This window comes from Anaerobacillus alkaliphilus, assembly GCF_004116265.1.
In the GTDB taxonomy this organism is placed as follows: domain Bacteria; phylum Bacillota; class Bacilli; order Bacillales; family Anaerobacillaceae; genus Anaerobacillus; species Anaerobacillus alkaliphilus.
Genome location: NZ_QOUX01000046.1, coordinates 511,687 through 532,314 on the forward strand (window position 1 = coordinate 511,687; position 20,628 = coordinate 532,314).

General features: G+C 34.6%; 27 protein-coding genes and 1 tRNA gene. 15 read left to right on the forward strand and 13 right to left on the reverse strand.

The features are described from left to right. Positions 1-202: 202 nt before the first annotated feature. Both DS745_RS17710 and DS745_RS17715 read right to left on the reverse strand, forming a co-directional pair. On the reverse strand, positions 203-1,417 hold the full coding sequence (locus DS745_RS17710) for a TIGR04053 family radical SAM/SPASM domain-containing protein (protein ID WP_241657855.1): 1,215 nt from the start codon (positions 1,415-1,417) through the stop codon (positions 203-205). Between the two features lie 284 nt (positions 1,418-1,701). After that, positions 1,702-2,505, reverse strand: a complete 804-nt coding sequence (locus DS745_RS17715; RefSeq protein WP_241657856.1) for a UTP--glucose-1-phosphate uridylyltransferase — start codon at positions 2,503-2,505, stop codon at positions 1,702-1,704. Positions 2,506-2,710: 205 nt separating this feature from the next. Between DS745_RS17715 and DS745_RS17720 the strand changes: the two genes are divergently transcribed. The 3 genes from DS745_RS17720 to DS745_RS17730 all read left to right on the forward strand — a co-directional run bounded on the left by DS745_RS17720 (position 2,711) and on the right by DS745_RS17730 (position 5,237). After that, positions 2,711-3,508 carry a glycosyltransferase family 8 protein gene (locus DS745_RS17720; protein ID WP_161568302.1) on the forward strand — a complete coding sequence of 266 codons (798 nt, stop codon included), beginning with the start codon at positions 2,711-2,713 and terminating at the stop codon, positions 3,506-3,508. Next, positions 3,505-4,380, forward strand: a complete 876-nt coding sequence (locus DS745_RS17725) for a glycosyltransferase family 2 protein (protein WP_129079556.1) — start codon at positions 3,505-3,507, stop codon at positions 4,378-4,380. Before DS745_RS17720 ends, DS745_RS17725 begins: the two co-directional genes overlap by 4 nt. Before the next feature lie 65 nt (positions 4,381-4,445). Then, positions 4,446-5,237 carry a hypothetical protein gene (locus tag DS745_RS17730; RefSeq protein WP_129079557.1) on the forward strand — a complete coding sequence of 264 codons (792 nt, stop codon included), beginning with the start codon at positions 4,446-4,448 and terminating at the stop codon, positions 5,235-5,237. A gap of 120 nt (positions 5,238-5,357) precedes the next feature. Here the strand turns inward: DS745_RS17730 and DS745_RS17735 are convergent, their stop codons facing one another. Then, the gene (locus DS745_RS17735) at positions 5,358-6,335 is read right to left on the reverse strand and encodes a phosphotransferase (protein ID WP_129079558.1); all 978 of its coding nucleotides are present in this window, start codon (positions 6,333-6,335) and stop codon (positions 5,358-5,360) included. 98 nt (positions 6,336-6,433) lie between these two features. Continuing rightward, positions 6,434-7,237, reverse strand: coding sequence for a glycosyltransferase family 8 protein (locus DS745_RS17740; RefSeq protein ID WP_129079559.1), 804 nt, complete (start codon positions 7,235-7,237; stop codon positions 6,434-6,436). Positions 7,238-7,429: 192 nt separating this feature from the next. Between DS745_RS17740 and DS745_RS24940 the strand changes: the two genes are divergently transcribed. Next, positions 7,430-7,567 (forward strand): hypothetical protein, encoded by a 138-nt coding sequence (locus DS745_RS24940; RefSeq protein ID WP_196121278.1) that lies wholly within the window; start codon positions 7,430-7,432, stop codon positions 7,565-7,567. 41 nt (positions 7,568-7,608) lie between these two features. On the opposite strand, the gene DS745_RS17745 is transcribed toward DS745_RS24940, so the two are convergent. The 5 genes from DS745_RS17745 to spoVIF form a co-directional block, all read right to left on the reverse strand. Next, positions 7,609-7,956: an STAS domain-containing protein gene (locus DS745_RS17745; protein WP_129079560.1), complete on the reverse strand. Its 348-nt coding sequence runs from the start codon at positions 7,954-7,956 to the stop codon at positions 7,609-7,611. A gap of 172 nt (positions 7,957-8,128) precedes the next feature. Further along, complete coding sequence (locus tag DS745_RS25025; RefSeq protein WP_206662938.1) at positions 8,129-9,841, reverse strand: response regulator transcription factor; 1,713 nt, start codon at positions 9,839-9,841, stop codon at positions 8,129-8,131. A 240-nt stretch (positions 9,842-10,081) separates the two neighbouring features. Next, positions 10,082-12,268, reverse strand: a complete 2,187-nt coding sequence (locus DS745_RS17755; protein ID WP_129079561.1) for a malate synthase G — start codon at positions 12,266-12,268, stop codon at positions 10,082-10,084. Positions 12,269-12,419: 151 nt separating this feature from the next. Continuing rightward, positions 12,420-12,962 carry a TlpA family protein disulfide reductase gene (locus tag DS745_RS17760; protein ID WP_129079562.1) on the reverse strand — a complete coding sequence of 181 codons (543 nt, stop codon included), beginning with the start codon at positions 12,960-12,962 and terminating at the stop codon, positions 12,420-12,422. Positions 12,963-13,082: 120 nt separating this feature from the next. Then, entirely contained in the window at positions 13,083-13,343 is a 261-nt protein-coding gene (gene spoVIF / locus DS745_RS17765) for a sporulation-specific transcription regulator SpoVIF (RefSeq protein ID WP_129079563.1), read from the reverse strand. 315 nt (positions 13,344-13,658) lie between these two features. Between spoVIF and DS745_RS17770 the strand changes: the two genes are divergently transcribed. The 7 genes from DS745_RS17770 (at position 13,659) to DS745_RS17800 (ending at position 16,165) form a co-directional block, all read left to right on the forward strand. Next, positions 13,659-13,880, forward strand: a complete 222-nt coding sequence (locus DS745_RS17770; protein WP_129079564.1) for a spore germination protein — start codon at positions 13,659-13,661, stop codon at positions 13,878-13,880. A 15-nt stretch (positions 13,881-13,895) separates the two neighbouring features. Continuing rightward, positions 13,896-14,141: a spore germination protein GerPB gene (locus DS745_RS17775; RefSeq protein ID WP_129079565.1), complete on the forward strand. Its 246-nt coding sequence runs from the start codon at positions 13,896-13,898 to the stop codon at positions 14,139-14,141. Between the two features lie 37 nt (positions 14,142-14,178). Further along, entirely contained in the window at positions 14,179-14,796 is a 618-nt protein-coding gene (gene gerPC, locus DS745_RS17780) for a spore germination protein GerPC (RefSeq protein WP_129079566.1), read from the forward strand. A 4-nt stretch (positions 14,797-14,800) separates the two neighbouring features. After that, positions 14,801-14,983 (forward strand): spore gernimation protein GerPD, encoded by a 183-nt coding sequence (locus DS745_RS17785; protein WP_129079567.1) that lies wholly within the window; start codon positions 14,801-14,803, stop codon positions 14,981-14,983. 12 nt (positions 14,984-14,995) lie between these two features. Next, complete coding sequence (locus DS745_RS17790; protein ID WP_129079568.1) at positions 14,996-15,373, forward strand: spore germination protein GerPE; 378 nt, start codon at positions 14,996-14,998, stop codon at positions 15,371-15,373. A gap of 70 nt (positions 15,374-15,443) precedes the next feature. Then, positions 15,444-15,662, forward strand: a complete 219-nt coding sequence (locus DS745_RS17795; protein WP_129079569.1) for a spore germination protein — start codon at positions 15,444-15,446, stop codon at positions 15,660-15,662. 62 nt (positions 15,663-15,724) lie between these two features. Beyond that, positions 15,725-16,165 carry an Hsp20/alpha crystallin family protein gene (locus DS745_RS17800; protein WP_129079570.1) on the forward strand — a complete coding sequence of 147 codons (441 nt, stop codon included), beginning with the start codon at positions 15,725-15,727 and terminating at the stop codon, positions 16,163-16,165. A 39-nt stretch (positions 16,166-16,204) separates the two neighbouring features. On the opposite strand, the gene DS745_RS17805 is transcribed toward DS745_RS17800, so the two are convergent. The 3 genes from DS745_RS17805 to DS745_RS17810 form a co-directional block, all read right to left on the reverse strand. Beyond that, positions 16,205-16,279 (reverse strand) — tRNA-Val (locus DS745_RS17805). Between the two features lie 85 nt (positions 16,280-16,364). Continuing rightward, positions 16,365-16,541: a hypothetical protein gene (locus DS745_RS24945; RefSeq protein ID WP_196121279.1), complete on the reverse strand. Its 177-nt coding sequence runs from the start codon at positions 16,539-16,541 to the stop codon at positions 16,365-16,367. Positions 16,542-16,629: 88 nt separating this feature from the next. Further along, positions 16,630-17,187 (reverse strand): phosphatidylglycerophosphatase A family protein, encoded by a 558-nt coding sequence (locus DS745_RS17810; protein ID WP_129079571.1) that lies wholly within the window; start codon positions 17,185-17,187, stop codon positions 16,630-16,632. Between the two features lie 155 nt (positions 17,188-17,342). Here DS745_RS17810 and DS745_RS17815 point away from each other — a divergent pair, with 155 nt between their 5' ends. From DS745_RS17815 to DS745_RS17830, 4 genes are all read left to right on the forward strand, one after another. After that, positions 17,343-18,065 (forward strand): alpha/beta hydrolase, encoded by a 723-nt coding sequence (locus DS745_RS17815; protein ID WP_196121280.1) that lies wholly within the window; start codon positions 17,343-17,345, stop codon positions 18,063-18,065. A 22-nt stretch (positions 18,066-18,087) separates the two neighbouring features. Next, the gene (locus DS745_RS17820; RefSeq protein WP_129079573.1) at positions 18,088-18,597 is read left to right on the forward strand and encodes a YjcG family protein; all 510 of its coding nucleotides are present in this window, start codon (positions 18,088-18,090) and stop codon (positions 18,595-18,597) included. A 2-nt stretch (positions 18,598-18,599) separates the two neighbouring features. After that, positions 18,600-19,031 (forward strand): GNAT family N-acetyltransferase, encoded by a 432-nt coding sequence (locus DS745_RS17825; protein ID WP_129079574.1) that lies wholly within the window; start codon positions 18,600-18,602, stop codon positions 19,029-19,031. Between the two features lie 176 nt (positions 19,032-19,207). Further along, positions 19,208-20,335, forward strand: coding sequence for an MGDG synthase family glycosyltransferase (locus tag DS745_RS17830; RefSeq protein WP_129079575.1), 1,128 nt, complete (start codon positions 19,208-19,210; stop codon positions 20,333-20,335). Between the two features lie 28 nt (positions 20,336-20,363). Here the strand turns inward: DS745_RS17830 and DS745_RS17835 are convergent, their stop codons facing one another. Beyond that, positions 20,364-20,618 carry a hypothetical protein gene (locus DS745_RS17835; RefSeq protein WP_129079576.1) on the reverse strand — a complete coding sequence of 85 codons (255 nt, stop codon included), beginning with the start codon at positions 20,616-20,618 and terminating at the stop codon, positions 20,364-20,366. Positions 20,619-20,628 lie beyond the last annotated feature (10 nt).

Below are 20,628 nucleotides of genomic sequence, written 5' to 3' on the forward strand. Positions count from 1 at the left end.
ATACACCTTTCCACTTTATCTTATTTTACAAAAAAATGAAGTAAAACCAAAATTTTTACAAGTTTTCATTTGATTCTACTATAATATAGTACTCGTTACTAGAGATAATTCGCAAATTGTAGGATTTCTTCTCTATTCATCGATGAGGATAGTTCTTTACTAGACAAAAAAAGAGACTGCCCTTTTGGGAGTCTCTTCTCTATTAAACGTTCGGTGTCAATTCTTTTCCATTATTACGCAATGCTTCTGGTATATAGACGCAGAAAGGTTCACTTTGAAGATAATCCCCTGTAACTGCATAAGTCCTTGATCTCGACCCTCCGCATACATTGCGAAACTCACAAACACCGCATTTCCCTTTATATAAATCTGGATTACGAAGTTCTTTTAAAACAGGAGCTTCGCGGTAAATTTCTGCTAACTTCTTCTCTCTAACATTTCCAACGACTATTGGTAATAACCCACTTGGCATTACATCCCCAGTATGTGAAACAAAAATAAATCCATTGCCATCGTTGACACCTTTAGGTGCACGTTTTAAACCATCGATTAGATATGCCGTATCTGTTATTGAGTCTTCATAACGTATATCGGCCTTATCAATGAGCTTCTCACGGTGCTTTTGTTGGATAACCACTCTACGGTAGTGTTGAGCTGCTGTTGTTTTAATATCATACGGAGCAGTTTTTCCTAACTCATAAAGCCAACGGAATACTTTTTCATGTTCAGCAGGGGTTAAACAATCGTCCATCTGCCCTCTACCTGTAGGAACCAGAAGAAAGATGTACCACATCACTGCTTTTAATTCACCTACTAATTCCGCCATCTTTTCTAATGAGTCGTAATTATAACGCGAAATAACAGTATTTATTTGCAGTGGCATATTTAATTCATTTAAATACTTTATTTTTTCAACTGTAAGATCGAACGATCCAGGAGTTCCGCGAAAATGATCATGAATTTCTGGTGTAGGTCCATCTAGGCTTATTCCCCAACGTGATAAACCAACACTTTTTGCTTTTTCCATTGCTTCTTTTGTTACATTTGGAGTTGCACTAGGTGTCATTGACACACGCATTCCTTTTTTTACTGCATATTCAGCTAAATCAAAAAGATCTTCACGCATCATACAGTCACCACCCGTAAAAACAAGCATCGGATTATTCATGTCATAAATTTCATCAATTAACTTAATTCCTTCCTCATGACTAAGCTCATTTGGATGAGGTTGTGTTTGCGCATCTGCTCGACAGTGAACGCATTTTAACTGACAGGCGCGAGTAACCTCCCATATTACAATAAACGGATTTTCATTATAATCAATGGTCGTACCAATCCCGCCTGGATGTCCTTCCGGGTGTCCTTTCCCATGTGGATGTCCTCCAATGGGCTTTCTTTGTTCCATTTCATTCAACATTTTTATCACCAAACTTTACGTTATTTTTTAAAGATGTTATTCGGTCTAAAAAGCATGTTATTATTTTATTTACGGGTAATCCTTATAAATAAAGATTATTACTTCCTCAACCTAATAACTGTGAAAAAAATCACAGAAAAAACTCATATTCAGAACTAAGTACCTTAAACACATGATATATGTAGGTTTATAGGTTTCGAACATTTCATGAACATTTAAAAAAGAAGGAATAGAAACGTATATACATACGTTCTTTCCCTTCTTTTCTATCTATATTATAGAATTTACAAAATTTTGAGGAGAGTAAGATAGTCCTTTGCAGAACCAATATCATAACGTTTGCCTTGTATATTTATTCCAAAACATTCTTCTTCTACTAAGAGAGCCTTTATCGCATCTGTTAACTGAATTTCTCCTCCAACACCTTTTTCTACTTTGTCTAAGTAAGTAAAAATTGAAGGGTTAAATATATAGCGACCAGTCACAGCTAAATTAGAAGGTGGCGAGCTTTTAGGTTTCTCAACGATGTCTAAAATCTTATAGTGAAGGTCACTAATTTTTTCTTCTTTAACAACTCCGTAGTTTTTCAAGTACTCAGGTAAGACTTCTTGTAAACCAATTATCGAAGAGTTGGACTCTTGGTAAGCATCCACTAGTTGTTCAAGTGCTCCAGCATTTGAACATAGAAAGATATCGTCTGGAAGTAACACTGCAAAAGGTTCATTACCCACAAAACGCTTTCCTAAGGCTACAGCATCCCCTAATCCCTCAGAGTACGGTTGGCGTACAAATTGAATATGAACATTTGGGAACGGTACTTCTTCGATTAAGTGCTGTTTATTGTTTTTCTCTAGAAAGGTTTCCAATTCAAGGGATCTATCAAAATAATCTAAAATCATATTCTTATTTCGAGATACAACAATTAATATTTCTTCAATCCCAGCCCGAGCGGCCTCTTCAACAATATAATGAATAGCAGGTCTACCATTAATCGGAAACATTTCTTTGGGTATTACTTTTGTTATTGGCAAATTCCTGGTACCATAACCTGCTGCTGGAATAATTGCCTTTCTAATTTTCTTCATCATTTGCATTCCACCCCCTTTATCACAACCACTATATAAATTATTCGTTTCTGAAGTTGCCTGTAACTTGTCCAATATAAATTGGACTTTGTGTATATCAATTTTCAAAGGTAATTTTACTAGACAAATCTTTCTATTAGACAAAGATACTGTCAATACCTTACTAAATCTCATAAGATGTAAAAACAATTAGTAAGGAGTGAATTCTTTGAATATTGTAAGTACTAGCAACGATCAGTATTCTCAGCATTTAGGAGTAATGCTACAGTCTTTGTTTGAGAACACAATCAATAAAGAACAACTTAACATATTTATCATTGATGGAGGAATTTCAGAGAAAAATAAAAAGAGACTCAATATGGTTGCAAACAAGTATTCAAAGGAAATTACATTTCTAAGACCAAACCTAGAAATTACTAAAGATCTTCCAGAAAATTCAACAATTGGCTATATTACAAATGAAACGTACTATAGAATTATCTTACCTAAACTATTAGGTAAACGTACTAAGAAAGTTTTATATATTGACTGCGATGTTATCATTACTGGTGATATTGGTGAATTATGGAATACTGATCTTAAGCAACATGTTGTTGCAGCTGTGGATGAGTCCTGTTCATATAATACACGGAGAAAAAGAAGGTTAAAAAAAGAACTCGGGTTGAGTAAAAAGTCTCCTTACTTTAATGCTGGAGTTTTGTTGTTGAATTTTAAAAAATGGAGAAAAGAAAAAGTATCAGAACAACTTATTAACTATTTAAGTGATCATCCCAACTTAACCTTAATGGATCAAGATGCATTAAATGTTGTTCTAAATAAAGAGTGGTTGCAACTTGACTACAAATGGAATTATACACCCACCCATTGGGATGCCTCCATTGAGGTAAAACCTGTAATTATCCATTTTGCAGGATGGAAGAAACCTTGGAATTCTGAAGTTCGTTATAAAGATGAATACTTTAAGTACTTGCAAACATCTTTATGGAATGAGAGTGAAAATCTATGAAACCCAAAGTTTCGGTAATAGTACCCGTATACAACACGGAAAAATATTTAGAAAAATGTATAGAGTCGTTGGTAAACCAAACCTTAGAAAATATCGAGATCATTATCATCAATGACGGTTCTACTGATAATTCTCAACGTATCATAGATCGGTTACAGGAGAAATATCCGTCTAAAATAATTACGCTATATACCGAAAACAAAGGACCTGGTAATGCCAGAAATTACGGGATAAAAATGGCAAGAGCCCGTTATGTAGGCTTTGCTGATTCTGACGATTTCGTCGATCAGGAGATGTTTAAGAAATTATATAAACTGGCTAAACAAGGACATGACTTCATAATGTGTGATTATGTCGAGATTAAAAATACTCGAAAGAAGGTTTATAAGGGCTTCCGTGGGAAGCAATTGGATCAAAAGCAAGCGGTTATGCACATTACAAAAGCTGCATTTTCTTGGAATAAGTTAATAAAAAAAAGCTTGTTTAAATCAACCCTCTATCCAGACGGTTGGTATGAAGATCTCGCAACAATTCCCTTATTATTAACAAATGCAAAGTCTCCAGCTTATCTCAATAAGCCTCTCTATTACTATAATATCCGTAGTGGTTCTATTACGAAAAGTAACGATCTAAAAACGTTAGGCGTTATACAAGCTTGGAAGAGACTACTTACAGAGGGAAATCCACGTTATCAACAAGAGTTAGAATATGCAGTAGCTAAAAACATTTATTCTTTTCTAAAGTTTAAACCTGAATTTACCGAACAGTTTATGGATTTTGCTAAGAAACATAAAGACATCCTTTTAAAAAACACCTATTACAAAGAAGCGATCAAACGAGGAAAACTAAGAAATTTATTTACTAGTGACTGATTTTTCTCCCACCTCCTTGGGTGTCCGAATATCAAAGCTCGTTAAAACAGAAGCTGGAGGTAAACATGAAGGATACAACAAAAAGGAAGATTTGCTTTGCTGTACTTGTCCATGAAAATAAAGAACTCATCAAACAATTGATCTTAAACATTAATCATTATTGCCCTAACAGTTATGTAGTACTATATAACGGTGGTAAAAACTCAAATCTTTGCACTGATCTCAATGTCCCCGTTTGCCCAACTAGTAAACAATTGAAGTATGGGAACCTTGCCATGTATTTTGTTGAAACAATGGAATGGCTTGAAGAAATAGAACTTGAATATGATTATTTTATAAATATAGACTCAGATGCCTTATTTTTTCGTAAAGGTTTTGAGGAATTTATAGAAGAGCAAATGCAGGATGCTGATTATATGGCAGTTAAGTTAAGGATTCCTGATAAAAATTGGACTTGTGGAAAATCATTCATTAAAGAAAAGGATACATGGAAACCGTTTTTTTCCGTAAGTTCTTTTTTGGGAGTATTTAATGTTGGTCAAGTCATGAGCAAGGCGCTTGTTAAAGAGTTCGTAAACTATGAAAAAAAAGTAGAACTTAAAACCGCACTTACAGAAACAACTGTCTTTGGGATTGAAGAAATAGTTTTTGTAAACTTAGCAAATGAACTAGGATTTAAATTAAAAAATTATCCAGAAGAAGTAGGGCAAAGGTTAATTCGTTTTCGCCCATATTTTACTAAGAGTGAATTAATTGAGTGTATCCAATTAAATGAAGGGTGGTTAGTCCATCCAGTTAAGCGTAAATTAAATGACCCAGCAAGAAATTATATATATGATTTACAGTATGGAGAATAACAAACAGTGCAAAATACTAAATCAAAAAATACTAGTCAAACGTTTACCTTCTAAAACTTCAATAACATAGAGTAAAAAGGATGTCTCTAACGGTCTTTACCTTGATGACATCCCCTTTTTTCAACTCCCTAATAGCCCCTTATTAAGCAAACGATTAATTAGTTCTTCATTTACATGTAAGATCCTATTTAATTTGTCTTCAGATTTATTGTTTGTTGCAAACAGGATATTAAACAAGGCAACTTTAGCAATAACGATTGGTAAAATTGCTTTTTCTATGTCTATTAATTCTCCATAAGACCTTAAAAACAATCGTGTTTGCTTTAAATTTCCACCTATTACACGTTTGTTAAGATAATAGAGTACATAGGCAATGTCATATATTCGTTCACCTTGTTGAAAATAGTCGTAATCAAGAATAGCTGCTACTGAACCGTTAGCTTTATAAACCATATTCCAAGGGTGCCAGTCGTCATGGATGATTGTTTTAGGTAAGTCTTTCGGATTTATTCTTTCCCATTGTTTTTCAATAGATGAATACAGAGATACAATTTTAGAAACTGTCTTGCTAGGTAAAGCATTATTACCTATGGTTAATGTTTGAATTTTGTTAGTAAGATTTCTTAAATTCGGATAAATAAATACATCTGGTAAAGGTCCTTGTTCAAATGAAGCTAATGTTTGGTGAAATTTACTTAGCATCTTTGCATTTGCTTCGATTTGCTGTTTTAAGAACATAAATTTATGTCCTGCAACATAAGGATACACTTGAATAAATTTACCACCCTTTTTTGAATAGTAATCATTTCCCTGCGTTTTTATTGAACGAAGAACTGGTACCCCCACATTTTTTAGAGCTCGTAAAACATTTTCAAGATAAACGATTCGTTCCTTAGTAGTGTAGATTGATAAAGATCGAATAACATATTTTCCTTTTGCTGTTTGTACGAAGATAATCCCATTAATATTGCCATTATTAGGAGATCCAACTACTTTTATTAAGCGCCCTATTTGATGTTCCTCACAAATCATTTCAATATCTTTCCTTAAGATCCTATTGCCATTAGAATCAGTGTACACATTTTCATTTGGCATCATTTATCGCCTACTTTCCATTAGCTAGCCTTATACCATGTGAGAGTTTCTAAGATTAACATCGGCTTTTAAATTACGATCCATTCTCCTATTAAGTTTGGTTACTCCTGAATAGGTTTCTTCCACATGGATTTTTTAAGGTAGTTTAAATACTCTTTATAAAAAGGGTTATCAGTGTCCCAAGGTTTATCAGGTCCTGTAAAGTGAAGGATTGCAGCTTTATAAAGAGGAAGCCTTTTAGAATGGGCTTTTGTAAAATTCCATTTATCACCCAAACGAAGCCAACGATTGTGAAGAACTGCGTTTAAAGCATCCTGATCTAGTAAATTCAATTTATTAGGATTAGCCTCAATAAATTGAATTACTTCAGTAGAAATTCTTTTCTCTCTCCATCTTTTTAAATTCATAAACAATAAACCTGAATTAAAATAATATGCACTAGTAGGTAAGGATAGCCTGTTAATACGTTTATCTCTTTTCCTTTCTGAAAGGACTCTTGATTCATCTACTGCAGCTAGATCATAACCCTCTATTGAAATTTCCCATAACTTTGAAATATCATCTCTAACTATCATATCGCAATCTAGATATAACGCTCTGGAAATATCTTTACTTAGCACCTCAGGAATCAAAATACGGTAATAAGCCTCATGGCTAATATAGTTTTGTCCCCCCCTGCTTAACGGAAAGTTCTCAAACAATTGAACATTCATTTTAATAAACGTTACTGAGCCATTATACTTTTTGATTGCTCTTTCTAATTTCGCTTTAGTAACTTCAATAAGGTCGCCATAAAGTATAAAGATGTGTACAAAACTGTCATGTTTTCTATTCTTCAAAAGTGAGGTTAGCATCACTGCTAATGGTTCAGCATAGTTTTCGTTTGTTGCCGAGACAATGTACAAGTTACCACTCCTTCTGTCGGTCGTTCTTTTACTATATGTTTAAGAGCCTTGTCTGGATTGTATATATGTCTAACTATTATCGTTGCCATGATCTACTCTCTAGTGACTAGGGAAAAACCCCTCATTTTTACACACCTTCCATAAAGTACAAACATAAGTTGTAGTAGACATGTGAAAGGTGGTGTTGTAATCGTGTACGGTGTTCCAGCAACAGGAGGCGTAGCAGCCTTCCCTGGAATCGGCTTTGGCTTTGGTATCGCCATTGTAGTGATTGTCGTCATTTTATTATTTCTATTTGGGCTCATTTGGTTTTTAGGAACAGTGTTATAGACAGAAAAATAAGGCTTTCACAAAAGTGAAAGCCTTACTAACTACTTCTCTTGTAAATAATTTATTGCTTCATCTAAATCAGTAAACAAAGTCACAAACGATTCGAACTTAATAATTTTAAATACTTCAAGAATAGTTGACTGTATCCCGCCTATCACAATCTCTTTCTCTAGCTTTTTTGCTTTCATAACTGTATCCGCAATACATCCAAGAGCTGCACTGTTCATATAAATTGTCTTGCTTAAATCTAACAATAAATAATTACTATTGGAATTTAGCAATTTCTCTAATCCGCCTTTAAATTCATTGACATTCTTAACTGTTATTTCAATACTCGTTAATAAAACTTCAATACGATTGTCAATGTTCCTTTGAGAGAATTCTCCCATAAGTATTTCCACCCTTTCACATGTACGCCATTATTTTTTATCATTATATTTATTAGGTAAACTAAAGCTCAACATTGTTTACTATATTTTGACCCTAATAACGAATTATTTCAATTAGCTATTATTCCTATTTATGGAGGCTTAAATAAAAAAACCCGGAAGATCCGAGTTTTTATTCCACGTTCATCGTGTATTTTATCTTGTAAATTAATGCAAACGCTTGAGCACGATCTTGAACGTTTAACTTTTTGAAGATGTTTGTAATATGGTTTTTCACGGTATGAACACTTATATATAACTTTTCAGCTATTTCTTGATTATTAAAACCTTCTAGCACTAAAAATAATACTTCTTTTTCACGATTTGTTAACGCTAGTTGGTCAATAATAGGTTTAATATTTGCAATTTCATCGCTATACATCTGCTCATCAAGCATTTCTACTGAATTTTCGAGATTATCAGCATCGCTATAGGATTTAATTCCTATATTAAGATCTAATTTAGTCCTACTAAGTACACCTTGAACAAGATCACGTAAATCTAGTAAAAATTCGAAATCATCTATTCCATATTCTTTTTTAACCTTAAAAACGAGCAGTCCTTCTAGGTCTGTATGATACTCCCTGATTGGTAGTCCAATTAAAATTGCGGTAGGTAACACCATTTCAAAGTAGAGTTTATCTTTGGGCTGTTCTAATTTAGTCTGATAATTAAGAAAAAAATCTTTCAAATCGTTTGTCTTAACGGCTAAGGCTCTAGTAATTACGTTCAGTTTGCCTTCTAATTGATAGACAACACCAATATCATCTGAATGAGCATATTCTCTTATAATATCTAGCACGTGTAATATTGCCTCTAAACTAGACTTACCTTGCTTAACGATGACTTCTAACAGCTCTTTTAGCATTAGTAGTTGCTTATTTAAAACGTCCACCCTACTATTTCTACTAGAGATATAAAGCTTCTTGGATAAACGATTAGCCAAAAGAGAGCCGTGATGAATATAGTGATCTAATGTCCTCGTACGCTTATTTAAACCAATAAAAATAAGTCCAAAATTATTAGACTGGTATACTATAGGTATACATATTAATTGTAGTATATCTACTCCACGTTTTTTGAAAAATAGGTTTCTAGGATCTTTTGTTATGTCCTTCCAGTATTTACTTTCATTTAATGTGACAGCTTGCCCTAAAAAGCTCTCACCAATAAAAAAAGTTACCCCGTTTAGTCTTTCGGCATTTTGACCTTTAGAAAAAATAATCTCATATTTTTCATTGTTCATTGGTTTAGCAAAACCAAATAGGTCAAACCCCAACTGAAATTGGTTTTCAGCCACTCTTTTGTTAAAAATATAGTAGACTTCATCAAGAATTTCCGGGAGATGCCCTTCACTAATTGAAGGACATTGATCAATTTGATTATTAATTTGAAACAATTTCGCTTCTAATTCATTCCTATATTGTAATAACAAAATCTCATTAGATACGACTGCAAAATGGTGTAATTGTTTTAAAACTTGTTTTAGTAAACATTCATCAACAACTTTAACCTCTTTTAATTCTTCCATCTCCACAGAGTTTTCAAGTATCAACTTCTTAGTATCCGCACAATCTACAAACGGGCCACAAAAAATATAGTACTTATTTGACAATCCGCTGAGCTCCATTGGCGTAATAATAAACCTCATACCAACATAGATAGAGGTAGTCCCCTCAAAAATAATAGAATCCTCAATATGTAAATAAGGATTTAAAATACTGCGAATGTCTTCTGAGGATTTAGCTCTCTCAGCCATTATCTTTATCGAAAGTGGGGTGGTATACGAAGGGTTTGTAACAAGGTTTCCTAAGCTATCAGTAATAATTACCGATAGTCCTAACAATTGTGAATAATCATCTTGTAAGTCTTGCAATAAGCTAGGGAAATTTATTCATACTCATGTCCCTCCTAGTACTGTTGATTTAAATTCTAGAGAATAATAATTAAAATAGCAATGGTTGAAAAAGGTAATATTGAATACTCTCTAGAGCCAGAAGGTCATGACACATTTAAGGATTATCTCCAATTTTTACGAAAAAAGCTGAAACACCTTCCTTCTTTGGAAAATGCTTCAGCTACAATTCTACTTACTCACGCTTACTTCTTGTTTCCTTTTTGCTTCTAATCTACGGCGATGCAGGATCGGTTCAGTATAACCACTTGGCTGCCGAACACCTTCAAACACTAACTCACAGGCTGCTTGAAAGGCAATTGAATTTTGATAATCCGCTGACATTGGACAATAATTTGGATCATCTAGATTTTGTTCGTCGACTACGCTAGCCATTCTTTCTAACGTTTCCATCACTTGCTCCGTGGAGCAAATCCCGTGATGTAGCCAATTTGCCAAATGCTGGCTAGATATACGAAGAGTTGCTCTATCTTCCATCAGACCAATATTATTAATATCCGGTACTTTCGAGCAACCAATTCCTTGTTCTACCCATCTTACAACATACCCGAGAATACCTTGAGCATTATTATTAAGCTCTTGTTGAATTTCTTCAGCACTCCAGTTGCCAGTATTATCTACCGGAAATGTTAGGATTTCCGTACGGAGGTTATCTATCTCAGTTTTAAAAGAATCATGAATTTTCGCTACATTTAATTCGTGATAATGAAGGGCATGTAACGTCGCTGCAGTCGGTGAAGGTACCCAGGCAGTGTTTGCACCTGCTTTAAGATGACCAATCTTTTGCTTAACCATTTCTGCCATTAAGTCAGGCATTGCCCACATACCTTTGCCTATTTGTGCACGACCAGGTAAACCTGCGTTAATTCCAACGACAACGTTTGCAACCTCATACGCTTTTAACCACTTAGATGATCTCATATCATTTTTGCGTATCATCGGTCCCGCTTCCATAGACGTATGAATTTCATCTCCCGTTCGGTCTAGGAAACCGGTATTTATAAAGACAAGACGGTCTTTTACTTTATTGATACAATTCTTCAAATTTAAAGTGGTTCTTCGTTCTTCGTCCATGACACCAATCTTTAATGTGTTTCTTTTTAGTTCAAGTAGATCTTCAATGCAGTTAAATAATTGATTGGCAAATTCCACCTCGTCAGAACCATGCATCTTTGGTTTCACAATATAAACTGAGCCCTTCTTAGAGTTCAGATAATTACCCGTTCCTAACAAATCGTGCTTAGCTATTAAACCTGATATAACACCATCCATAATACCCTCTGGTATTTCTTTTTCATCGCCATATAGAATTGCCTCGGATGTCATTAAGTGACCAACATTTCTAGCTAACAGTAAAGAACGACCCCGTAAAGAGAATTCCGAACCCGAACAGTCCCTATAGGTTTTATCTTCATTTAAACGACGTACTATCGTTTTCTCACCTTTTTGAAAGGTTGCTGTTAAGTTTCCTTTCATTAAGCCCAACCAATTATTGTATACCTCTACTTTATCCATAGCATCTACTGCTGCGACAGAATCCTCAAAATCCATGATTGTTGTTAGAGCAGACTCCAACACAATATCTTTTACACCAGCTTTATCACTTGCTCCAATAGGGTGGTTATAGTCGATGCAAATTTCAAAATGTAGATTGTTATTCTTAAACAATAATGTTTCGGGTTTTTCCATTATTCCTTGGTAACCTAAAAATTGCTTCGGCTCAGCTAAAAGGGTTGTACTTCCGTCTATAAAATGTGCTTCTAAATAATTGTTGGCTACAGAGTAGGTAACAACATCTTTATGGCTACCAATTTGTAGAGGAATTGTAGTATCGAGGAATTCTTTCGCCATTGAAATCACTCTCTGACCTCGCAAAGGGTTATAGCTACTCCCCCTCTCCATCCCATCTTCATCACCTATTACATCCGTACCATAAAAGGCATCATAAAGACTTCCCCAGCGTGCATTTGCTGCATTAATCGCATACCTAGCATTATTCACAGGAACTACCAACTGTGGACCTGCTTGTCGCACAATTTCATCATCAACATTCTCAGTTCTAATTGTAAAATCCTCTACAACTGGTTCTAGATATCCAATCTTTTCTAAAAAGGATGTATACTCTTCTGTACGAAAATGATCTCTATGTTCCCTATGCCACTCATTAAGTTTATGTTGCAACTCCTCACGCTTCTTTAAGAGACGCTCATTTTCTGGTGCTAGTTCTTCGATTAAGGTTTGAAACCCGCTCCAAAATTTATCAACCGAAAGACCTGTACCTGGAATTGCTTGCTGATTGACAAATTCCGCCAAGACAGACGCAACCATAAGATCTCCATATTTTACATAATTCTCCATTAAGATAATCCCCCTTTTGATTGTTGATAGATAACAGTTTAATCTGTATTATAACACAACTTTACCATTAATTACTAAGTATTTTCAATAATTATTTTTCTTATAAAGAATGTTTTAAAAAAAGAAGTCACAATTTCATGTGACTTCTCCTTTAAAGTTCCTTTATTAAGGTTTCTAACATCCCGTAAGTCACTTCCCCTCTAATTACGTGAGCAATTCTACCATTGGAATCAATTATATATGTATAGGGAATACTTTGAATGTTATATGAGGATGCAACAACTCCTCTACGATTAACCTGATCAATAGGTTGATCAATAAAGGTAGGAAAGTTCACTTTAAATTCATTCATAAACTCTTCGACTCCATTTTCATCACGCTCATGTGTGGCAAGGTTGACACCTAATACAACAACACCTTGATTTTTATAATCTTCGTGTAAGCGGATTAAGTCAGGCATTTCCTTTCGACAAGGTGGACACCATGAAGCCCATAAGTTTAAGACAACAATTTCTCCTCTATATGAAGAAAGTGAGGCTTGCTCTCCTGTTTCCCAAAGCGGTAGAGTGAAATCCGGAGCGAGCATACCTTTTTCAGCTCCTACCTTTGGTGATTGGTTTGTTACAACAGCATAAGAAATGAAACCAATAGCTACTATAAGTACAACTAAACTAATTATTCTTTGTCTTAACACACAATAACCTCCTTTACAATCCTACTATATCGTATAAATTGGTGAAAACAAAAGAGAAGCTTTACAATATTTCAAAAAAAACAGATGACTTAATGAATAAGTCATCTTCATAAACATGATTTATTTTTTCTTGTCTAACATTTTTGCGATTGTATTAAAGTTGACTTGCTCAGTGTTATTAATAATTGTATTTACCAGGCGATCTTCGGTTTCCTTATTAACAGGTTTGTTTGCAATTTGCCCAACCTGTTTAATAATTTGCCTTACTGTTGCCTCATCTTTAAAATTCGCATTTTGAATGGAATTTACTAACTTTAATACTTCTCCCATATTAACACCAGTTTTTTTCTGAATATTGTCAAATAACGGATTATTACTCACAGCAGTTACCTCCCTTTTATCATAACCTAGAGAACTATAGGCTTTTTAAAAATTTTCATAGTACCACTATATGTAAAAACTAAAGAAAGGTTAATTACTTGTACTGAAAAAGAAAGAATTGAGGAAAACGCCTTTTTAAGTCTTAAGAACAAAATATTTGGCATGATTAGTGTCCAATTTTTATACGAATATAGGTAAGAAGGAAATTTCTCTAAGTAACTATTTAAAAACCTCCAATAATAAGTAATCATTTCACAATTTATAGGCATTCACATACCTTATTACTATCATTAAAAAGAAAAAGGACGGATTTGTATGCCTGCAATTGTTGGAGCAATAAAAATAAATGCCATGGGTTCTAGTGCGGTGTTTAATATAGGCGATGTATTCACTATATCGCCTGTTAGTTCAGCAAAAACATTTGCTGGCGCTGGATCGTTTAATACAGGCGATAATTTAAATGTGCGAAACGAGCATAGTACAACAAATACGTATGATAAAGATTTTGCTGATGGAAATATCAGTACAATCCTTTAGGTTAGGGGTATCTATATGAACTTCTATATTAACCAAACAATTCAAATTAACAATTTTAGAGTTGATAGTGTCTCAAACTCGTCTGTCTTACAAATTGGAAGCGCGGGGATGATTAGATCATTGTCTAATCTTTACAATACAGGGGGATTTACCGAACCAGGTCCCCTTCCTGCACAACTTTGGGAAGTTGGAAGCGGAGAACCAACAACTCCATTAATCCCTCTTGTACCACCAGCGCCAGTTACACCAACGTTACTTTAGTTATTAATTTAGAAAAGTATGGGATAGGAGGAATTTTATGTACTACAACTATGACTTTATAACATCAATTCAACAGTTATATCAATATTTAGAAGTACAACAAAGAAAGATTGATCATTTAGAACTATTGATAGAAGATCTCAAAGCAAATATAGAGACGATGAGGAAGGAAAATTCCGGTAAAGTCGAACGTATCGAATATAAATTTGATCAGTTAAAAGTAGAACGATTAGAGGGAACTCTAAATATTGGTATCACACCGACTGGTGGCATTGAACCAACTTCCATAGAAGATTTTACAGTTAGTCGAAACAGTGTTAATTTACCAGCAACAGCACAGCAAAATCCATTTCTATTTGAAAATGTAAAAAATGCCGTATTCCAGTACTTAAATAACGATTGTTATGACGTCATGGCTGCTATAGAGCAACAGTATAATAACCATTTAGAAACTTCCTACCGTAATTTCATTATTGATGACGTACGTAAACAAATTGAACCGCGGATCCATTACTATTTACGAGGATTAAATACAGTAGAAGCTGATGAGCTAGGTTTAAAAGAAATAGAACAGACGACTATTACCAAGATTACAAATGATATAAATAAAACTATTGAACAGTTTATTAAACACTTGCCTCAGAAAGGAGAGTAAAACTATGAACTTTACCGTTGTTAACCACGATATTTCTGTAGGTGATATTAAAATTAGAGGTGTTGCCTCTTCCTCAATTTTTTTAATAGGTGATACAAACAACATTTCATTGTCATCCGTTTTTGATACCCCACCTGAATCTTTAATTATCGGCCCATTCGTACCCCTTATTTTGGAAGATGAATAGGATTGTTATTGTATGCATAGAACATCTGTAGTCAGTAGCACGCTTTTACGAAACTTGGGTTTAAGCTCTGTATTTCAAATTGGGGACTCAGTTCAAATTACACCTCAAAATTGGGCTTTAGCAGTACAAAGACAAGTGGAATTTTTTTATGGTAAAGAAGGAAACTTTGAAGCATATCGTATTTTCACCATCACTCTACCTCACTTACCCGTTACCGAACAAGTTTTAATAAATCGATTTAACCAATCGAGCTTTATCAAAGCAAAACACATACAAATAACAAGTGTTTCGGGATCTAGTGTATACCATATCGGTTCTACACAAAATATCCAAGCAGAATCAAGAATTAAGCATATAAGGCAAATTGAAAGGGTTCGTGAGGAATTATAATAGGATTGTAACCTAACTAAATTCATCACATACACTATGTATTAATACGGATGAAAAAAGGTGTGTTTATATGCCTGCAATTGTTGGAGGACCTTTCAAGATTAATGAAAACGGTGGAGTCATTAATTTTGGCGATACGCTCAACATATCGCCAAAGAGTGTTTCTAAATCTGTTTCTGGTTCAGGTGGTGGTAACTCTGGTGACTTCACAATTGTTAACAATGGACTTAATATGAATAATGTCTTAGACCCAGATGTAGTTGACCAAAATCAAGCTGGTAATGTGTAAATGATAGGGTTTCTCTAAGACTCTATCATTTACACATTGTATTATCTAAAGGTGGTGATCCCATGGACCGTGAACTAATGGAATGGATGAAGCCGTTCCAAAAAACTTTTGATCAAAATTTCTTCAAAAGTTTTCACCATCTCTTTGACAATAGTCAAGAACAAAATAAGGAAGTAAAAGTAAATCTGTACGAGGGAATTAATGAAATTCTATGTGTAGTCTTCTTGCCGGGGATTAAAGATGTAGATACAATTTCATTGAAGGTCCAAGGAAATATCGTTAGTGTAGGTGGCTATTTTAATATAGAATTTGAGAACTTTCGATCAACACAACAGGAATTTGAAAATGCTAACTTCAAACGGGTCATTGAATTACCATATACTGTACGAGAAGATAAAGTAGACGCTGAGTATAAACATGGATTATTAATCATTCATCTTTACCGACTTCTAACTGGTCAGCATCAAGAAAATCGTATTCCAATCAAAAATTTAGAAGATTAAAAAACCCTTACAAATTGTAAGGGTTTTGATTGTTATGTATGGTGACCCGTATTGGACTTGAACCAACGACCCCTTGCCTGTCAAGCAAGTGCTCTCCCACTGAGCTAACGAGTCAAATAAGTTATATTCATCATATAACTTACCCATGATTTTGTCAAGTTTGTTGTCGGAAAAGCAGTACGAAGACTGCTTTTCCTGACTATTCATCATACGTGTAGCGAACTACATATTTCTGTTCTGCTAGCTTGCGGATTTCTACCCAAGGTGGCAGTTCATATCCACCACGCCAATTTTCCTCAAGTTTTGCCTTTAGGCAACTAGCTTGAAATTTAGATTGAAATATTTGTTTCCAGTAAATCCATCGAGTGGCCTTCATATGTGTATCTCTCCCCAATAAAGATATACATATTATTTCCAATACGCTAATTTTTATCATAGCATATCATAGCATCTTGAGACTGAAGTTAGCCAATTCTCTCTTCAGAATCTCGTCTATTAATCTCATCTTCTCTAAGTTTTTCCTGACGATCACGTAGACGATGAGCAAGTCGACTTGAGGCATTCGCAGCAACACTACAAATCAGGTCATCTAAAAAGGTATTAACTTGACTACCTTTTTTATCTAGCTCTTTAATAATTCCTGTCTTTTCTTTATCTAAAAAACCAAAAGTTGTTACTGCAATACTCCCATAACCAAAAACACTTCCAAGGGCAATCGTTTCATCTACCCCAAAAAGCCCTTCATCCATTGCCACAATTGATTGGAGTGGTTCTGAAAGCATCCCTTTCTCTGCTAGCTTATCTAGCTCAACACCTACTAAAATAGCATGTTGGATTTCACGCTTTTCTAATACTCTATCAACACTTTCGATACATTCCTCGATTGTCAATGTTTCCGTATATTGAATTTGCATTTTATAGACAATCTCTGCAATATCAATCATTTCTACACCACGTTCTTTTAGTAAGTCTCTAGCTGCCTTTTCAACAATATGACAATGTACTGGTTCAACATATTTCATTTAGAGCCCTCCTTTAAGAAAGAATACCTTTATTCTACCACAGATCCAGTTTTTCTTCATTTGTTGTAAGTCAGAGCTTAAGTTTCGTTTTCAAAAGATAAAAATGGTATATTATTATCATATTGAACTAGTTGAGCTAACAGGAGGGTTTGTTTGTGACGTTGAAAGGGAAAATTATTGATGACTATATAGATAGTCGTTTTTTGCAGGAAAAAATACATTTGAAAGTTTATCTACCTGGGAATTTTTCAACACTTTATACGTATCAATTAGTAATCGCCCAAGACGGAGATGATTACCTTCAGAAAGGAAAACTGGCTACTCTCACCGACGTACTTCTAGAGGAAAAACAAATACAAAATTGTATTGTGGTGATGATCCCATACCATTCAATTGAAGACCGATATAATAAATACTCTCCTAATGGCTCTAAAAACAAGGAATACATCCGCTTTTTAGCTGAAGAGGTTATACCTCACATTGAGAGAAAATATCATACATTTGAGCTTGCCAACGGAAGAACTCTACTTGGTGACTCACTTGCAGCAACAGTAAGCATACACGCTGCGCTAGAATATCCACATACTTTTGGACAGGTCATTGCTCAATCACCATATATTGATCAGAAAACGCTAGACGCTCTAAGTTCATTTACTAAGCCTGAGCTTCTCCGTTTCTACCATACGATTGGGATCCATGAAACAGAAGTAGTGACAACAAAGGGCGCTACAAAAGACTTCTTAACTCCTAATCGAAATTTTTATCAGTTAGCAAAAGAAAAAGGAATTGAGGTCATGTACGAAGAATTTAATGGAGACCACACTTGGACGTACTGGCAACAAGATTTAGGTAAAGCACTCATATCAATGCTAAAATAAATGATTTCTAGGAGGAATGTAAATGAAATACGGAGTAGCAATCTTTCCATCAAAGCAACTACAGGATAAGGCAAATTCATTGCGGGCACGTTATGACTCCCACTACGCGCTAATTCCACCTCATATCACCCTAAAAGAAGCGTTTGAAACAGAAGATGCGAAAACGTTAATTGGTGAAATAAAAAAAATTGTTAAGGAAGTTAACCCGTTCACATTGCATGTATTTAAATATAGTGCGTTTAACCCTATGAATAATACAATTTATATGGGTGTCCAAGAATCCGAGGAACTTATTTCTCTTCAGAAGAAACTAAATACAGGGGTACTTGAGCAAGAACAAGCGTATCAATTTGTACCACATATCACGGTTGGTCAAGATCTTGAAGATGACGAGTTTCATGATGTGTTAGGAAGACTGCGTATGGAGTCAATTAATCACGAAGAAATCTGTGACCGTATACAACTTCTTTATCAATTAGACAATGGTTCTTGGACAGTATATGAAACTTTTCTGTTAGGAAAGGATAGTTAATAATGAAAGTTGTAAAAGTAGCAAACACAACTCAATTAGAAGACGCATACTCTGTTAGGGTTAAAGTTTTCGTTGAAGAACAACAAGTTCCTCCAGAAGAAGAAATTGATCAGTTTGAGGATATAGCAACACATTTCGTCATATATGACGATGGAAAGCCAATAGGTGCTGGTCGCTTACGTGAACTTGATGGCTTTGGGAAAGTTGAACGTATCTGTATTGATAACGATTACCGCTCTAAGGGTATTGGTAAGATCCTAATGGAAGCTATTGAAGCTGAAGGAAAATCCGTTGGATTACATTCATTCAAGTTGAATGCCCAGGTCCAAGCAATTGAGTTTTATCGTAAACTTGGCTATGAAGTATACTCAGAAGAGTTCCTGGATGCAGGCATTCCACATGTTACAATGATAAAAAAAGGAAATGATAATTAATGAACCCTAAAACGATTAAGCTTAATGCTTATCGTTTTTTTTATTAAGAGATTTTTACGTTCCCTGAAAAACCATTTAAATTTCATGCATGATTTTTACAGTTTTCCTAATAATAAACGAAACATGATATGGATGAAATATAGTTTATATCCTCTTTATGAAAGGGTTTTATTACCATGAATAAAAGGAAAATTATCATTTTTTCGGTTTCATTTGGGAACGGTCATAATCAGGTTTCCAAAGTCCTTCTTAGCCATTTACGAACAAAAAATTTCGAGGTTGAGATTATTGATACGTTTGACGCAATCAATAAGCTTTTTCACAAGGTTGTATTGGATAATTATTTACGATTACTAAGGTATCGGCCAAGTGTTTGGGGAAAACTGTATCAATACTCTGAAGAAAATCCTAATTCAATTTTCTTAAAACAATTTAATGCATTTCTCACAAATAAGCTTTTTCAAATATTACAGGAAAAAGAAGCCGATACAATCATCACAACGCACCCAATAGCAACAACAATGTTAGCAAATGTAATCCGAAAGAAACAACTTCCTCTAAAGCTTTATGCATTATTAACGGACTTTGCTGTTCATCCAATGTCGGTTCACAATGAAGTTGATGGTTATTTTATTGCATCTGAACACTTACGTTATTATTCAAATGTCTACAAACAAAATGCACAGCTTTTTTATTCGACAGGCATACCGACACCTAGAGAAGACATAGATCAATACTCAAAGCAAGAATTACGAAGAAGACTTCATTTAGATGAAAATCTGAAAACGGTGTTAGTAGCAGGTGGTGGAGTTGGCCTTGCCAAATTCACTAAAATTCTCTCAGGATTAGAATCTTATAATGAACAGCTTCAGATTATCTGTGTGACTGGTGAAAACCGCCGTGCTAAAGGAAAAATGGATAAGCTTAAAAGTAAACATAAGTTACGAATATTAGGATTTACTAATCTGTTTATGGAATATTTAAAAGCAAGTGATGTCATTATCTCAAAAGCTGGGGGAGTCACGATGTCAGAGGCACTGGTTTGTGAAACTCCAGTATTAATCTTTCAACCTTTGCCAGGGCAAGAAGAACAGAACAGTCAATTTCTAATGAATTACGGGGCAGCTATTAAAGCAGAGATCGTTGAAGAAATCCCGGTACTATTAGAACGAATTATTTTTAATCCTCACTATCATAGTATAATGACCGAAAATGCAAAAAAACTAAAAATATCTAATTCTGCAAAGCAAATTTCTGAAATTATTTACAATGATACTTTTATAAGGCAACGTACAAATGCTTAAAAAAATCTAGAGGGGGAAAAGCCACCCTCTAGATTTCCAAATCAATATACATCCCTTTTCCTGTAATTTCACTGTAAAGCGTTCTGGACAGCTCTTTATGGTTGGGACTTTTCTTTGTGTGAGTTGAGCTTACGTACTTTCTATTCTGATCTGCTAGTAAGCTATAAAATGAACCTTTAGCAACAGGTGCTACTGGCACGATTCCTTCACTCACTTGATATTTACGTAATCCGTACTGAATTGATTGGTCATCTCGAACAGGTGGTATATACCCCAGACTCATCCCTCCAATT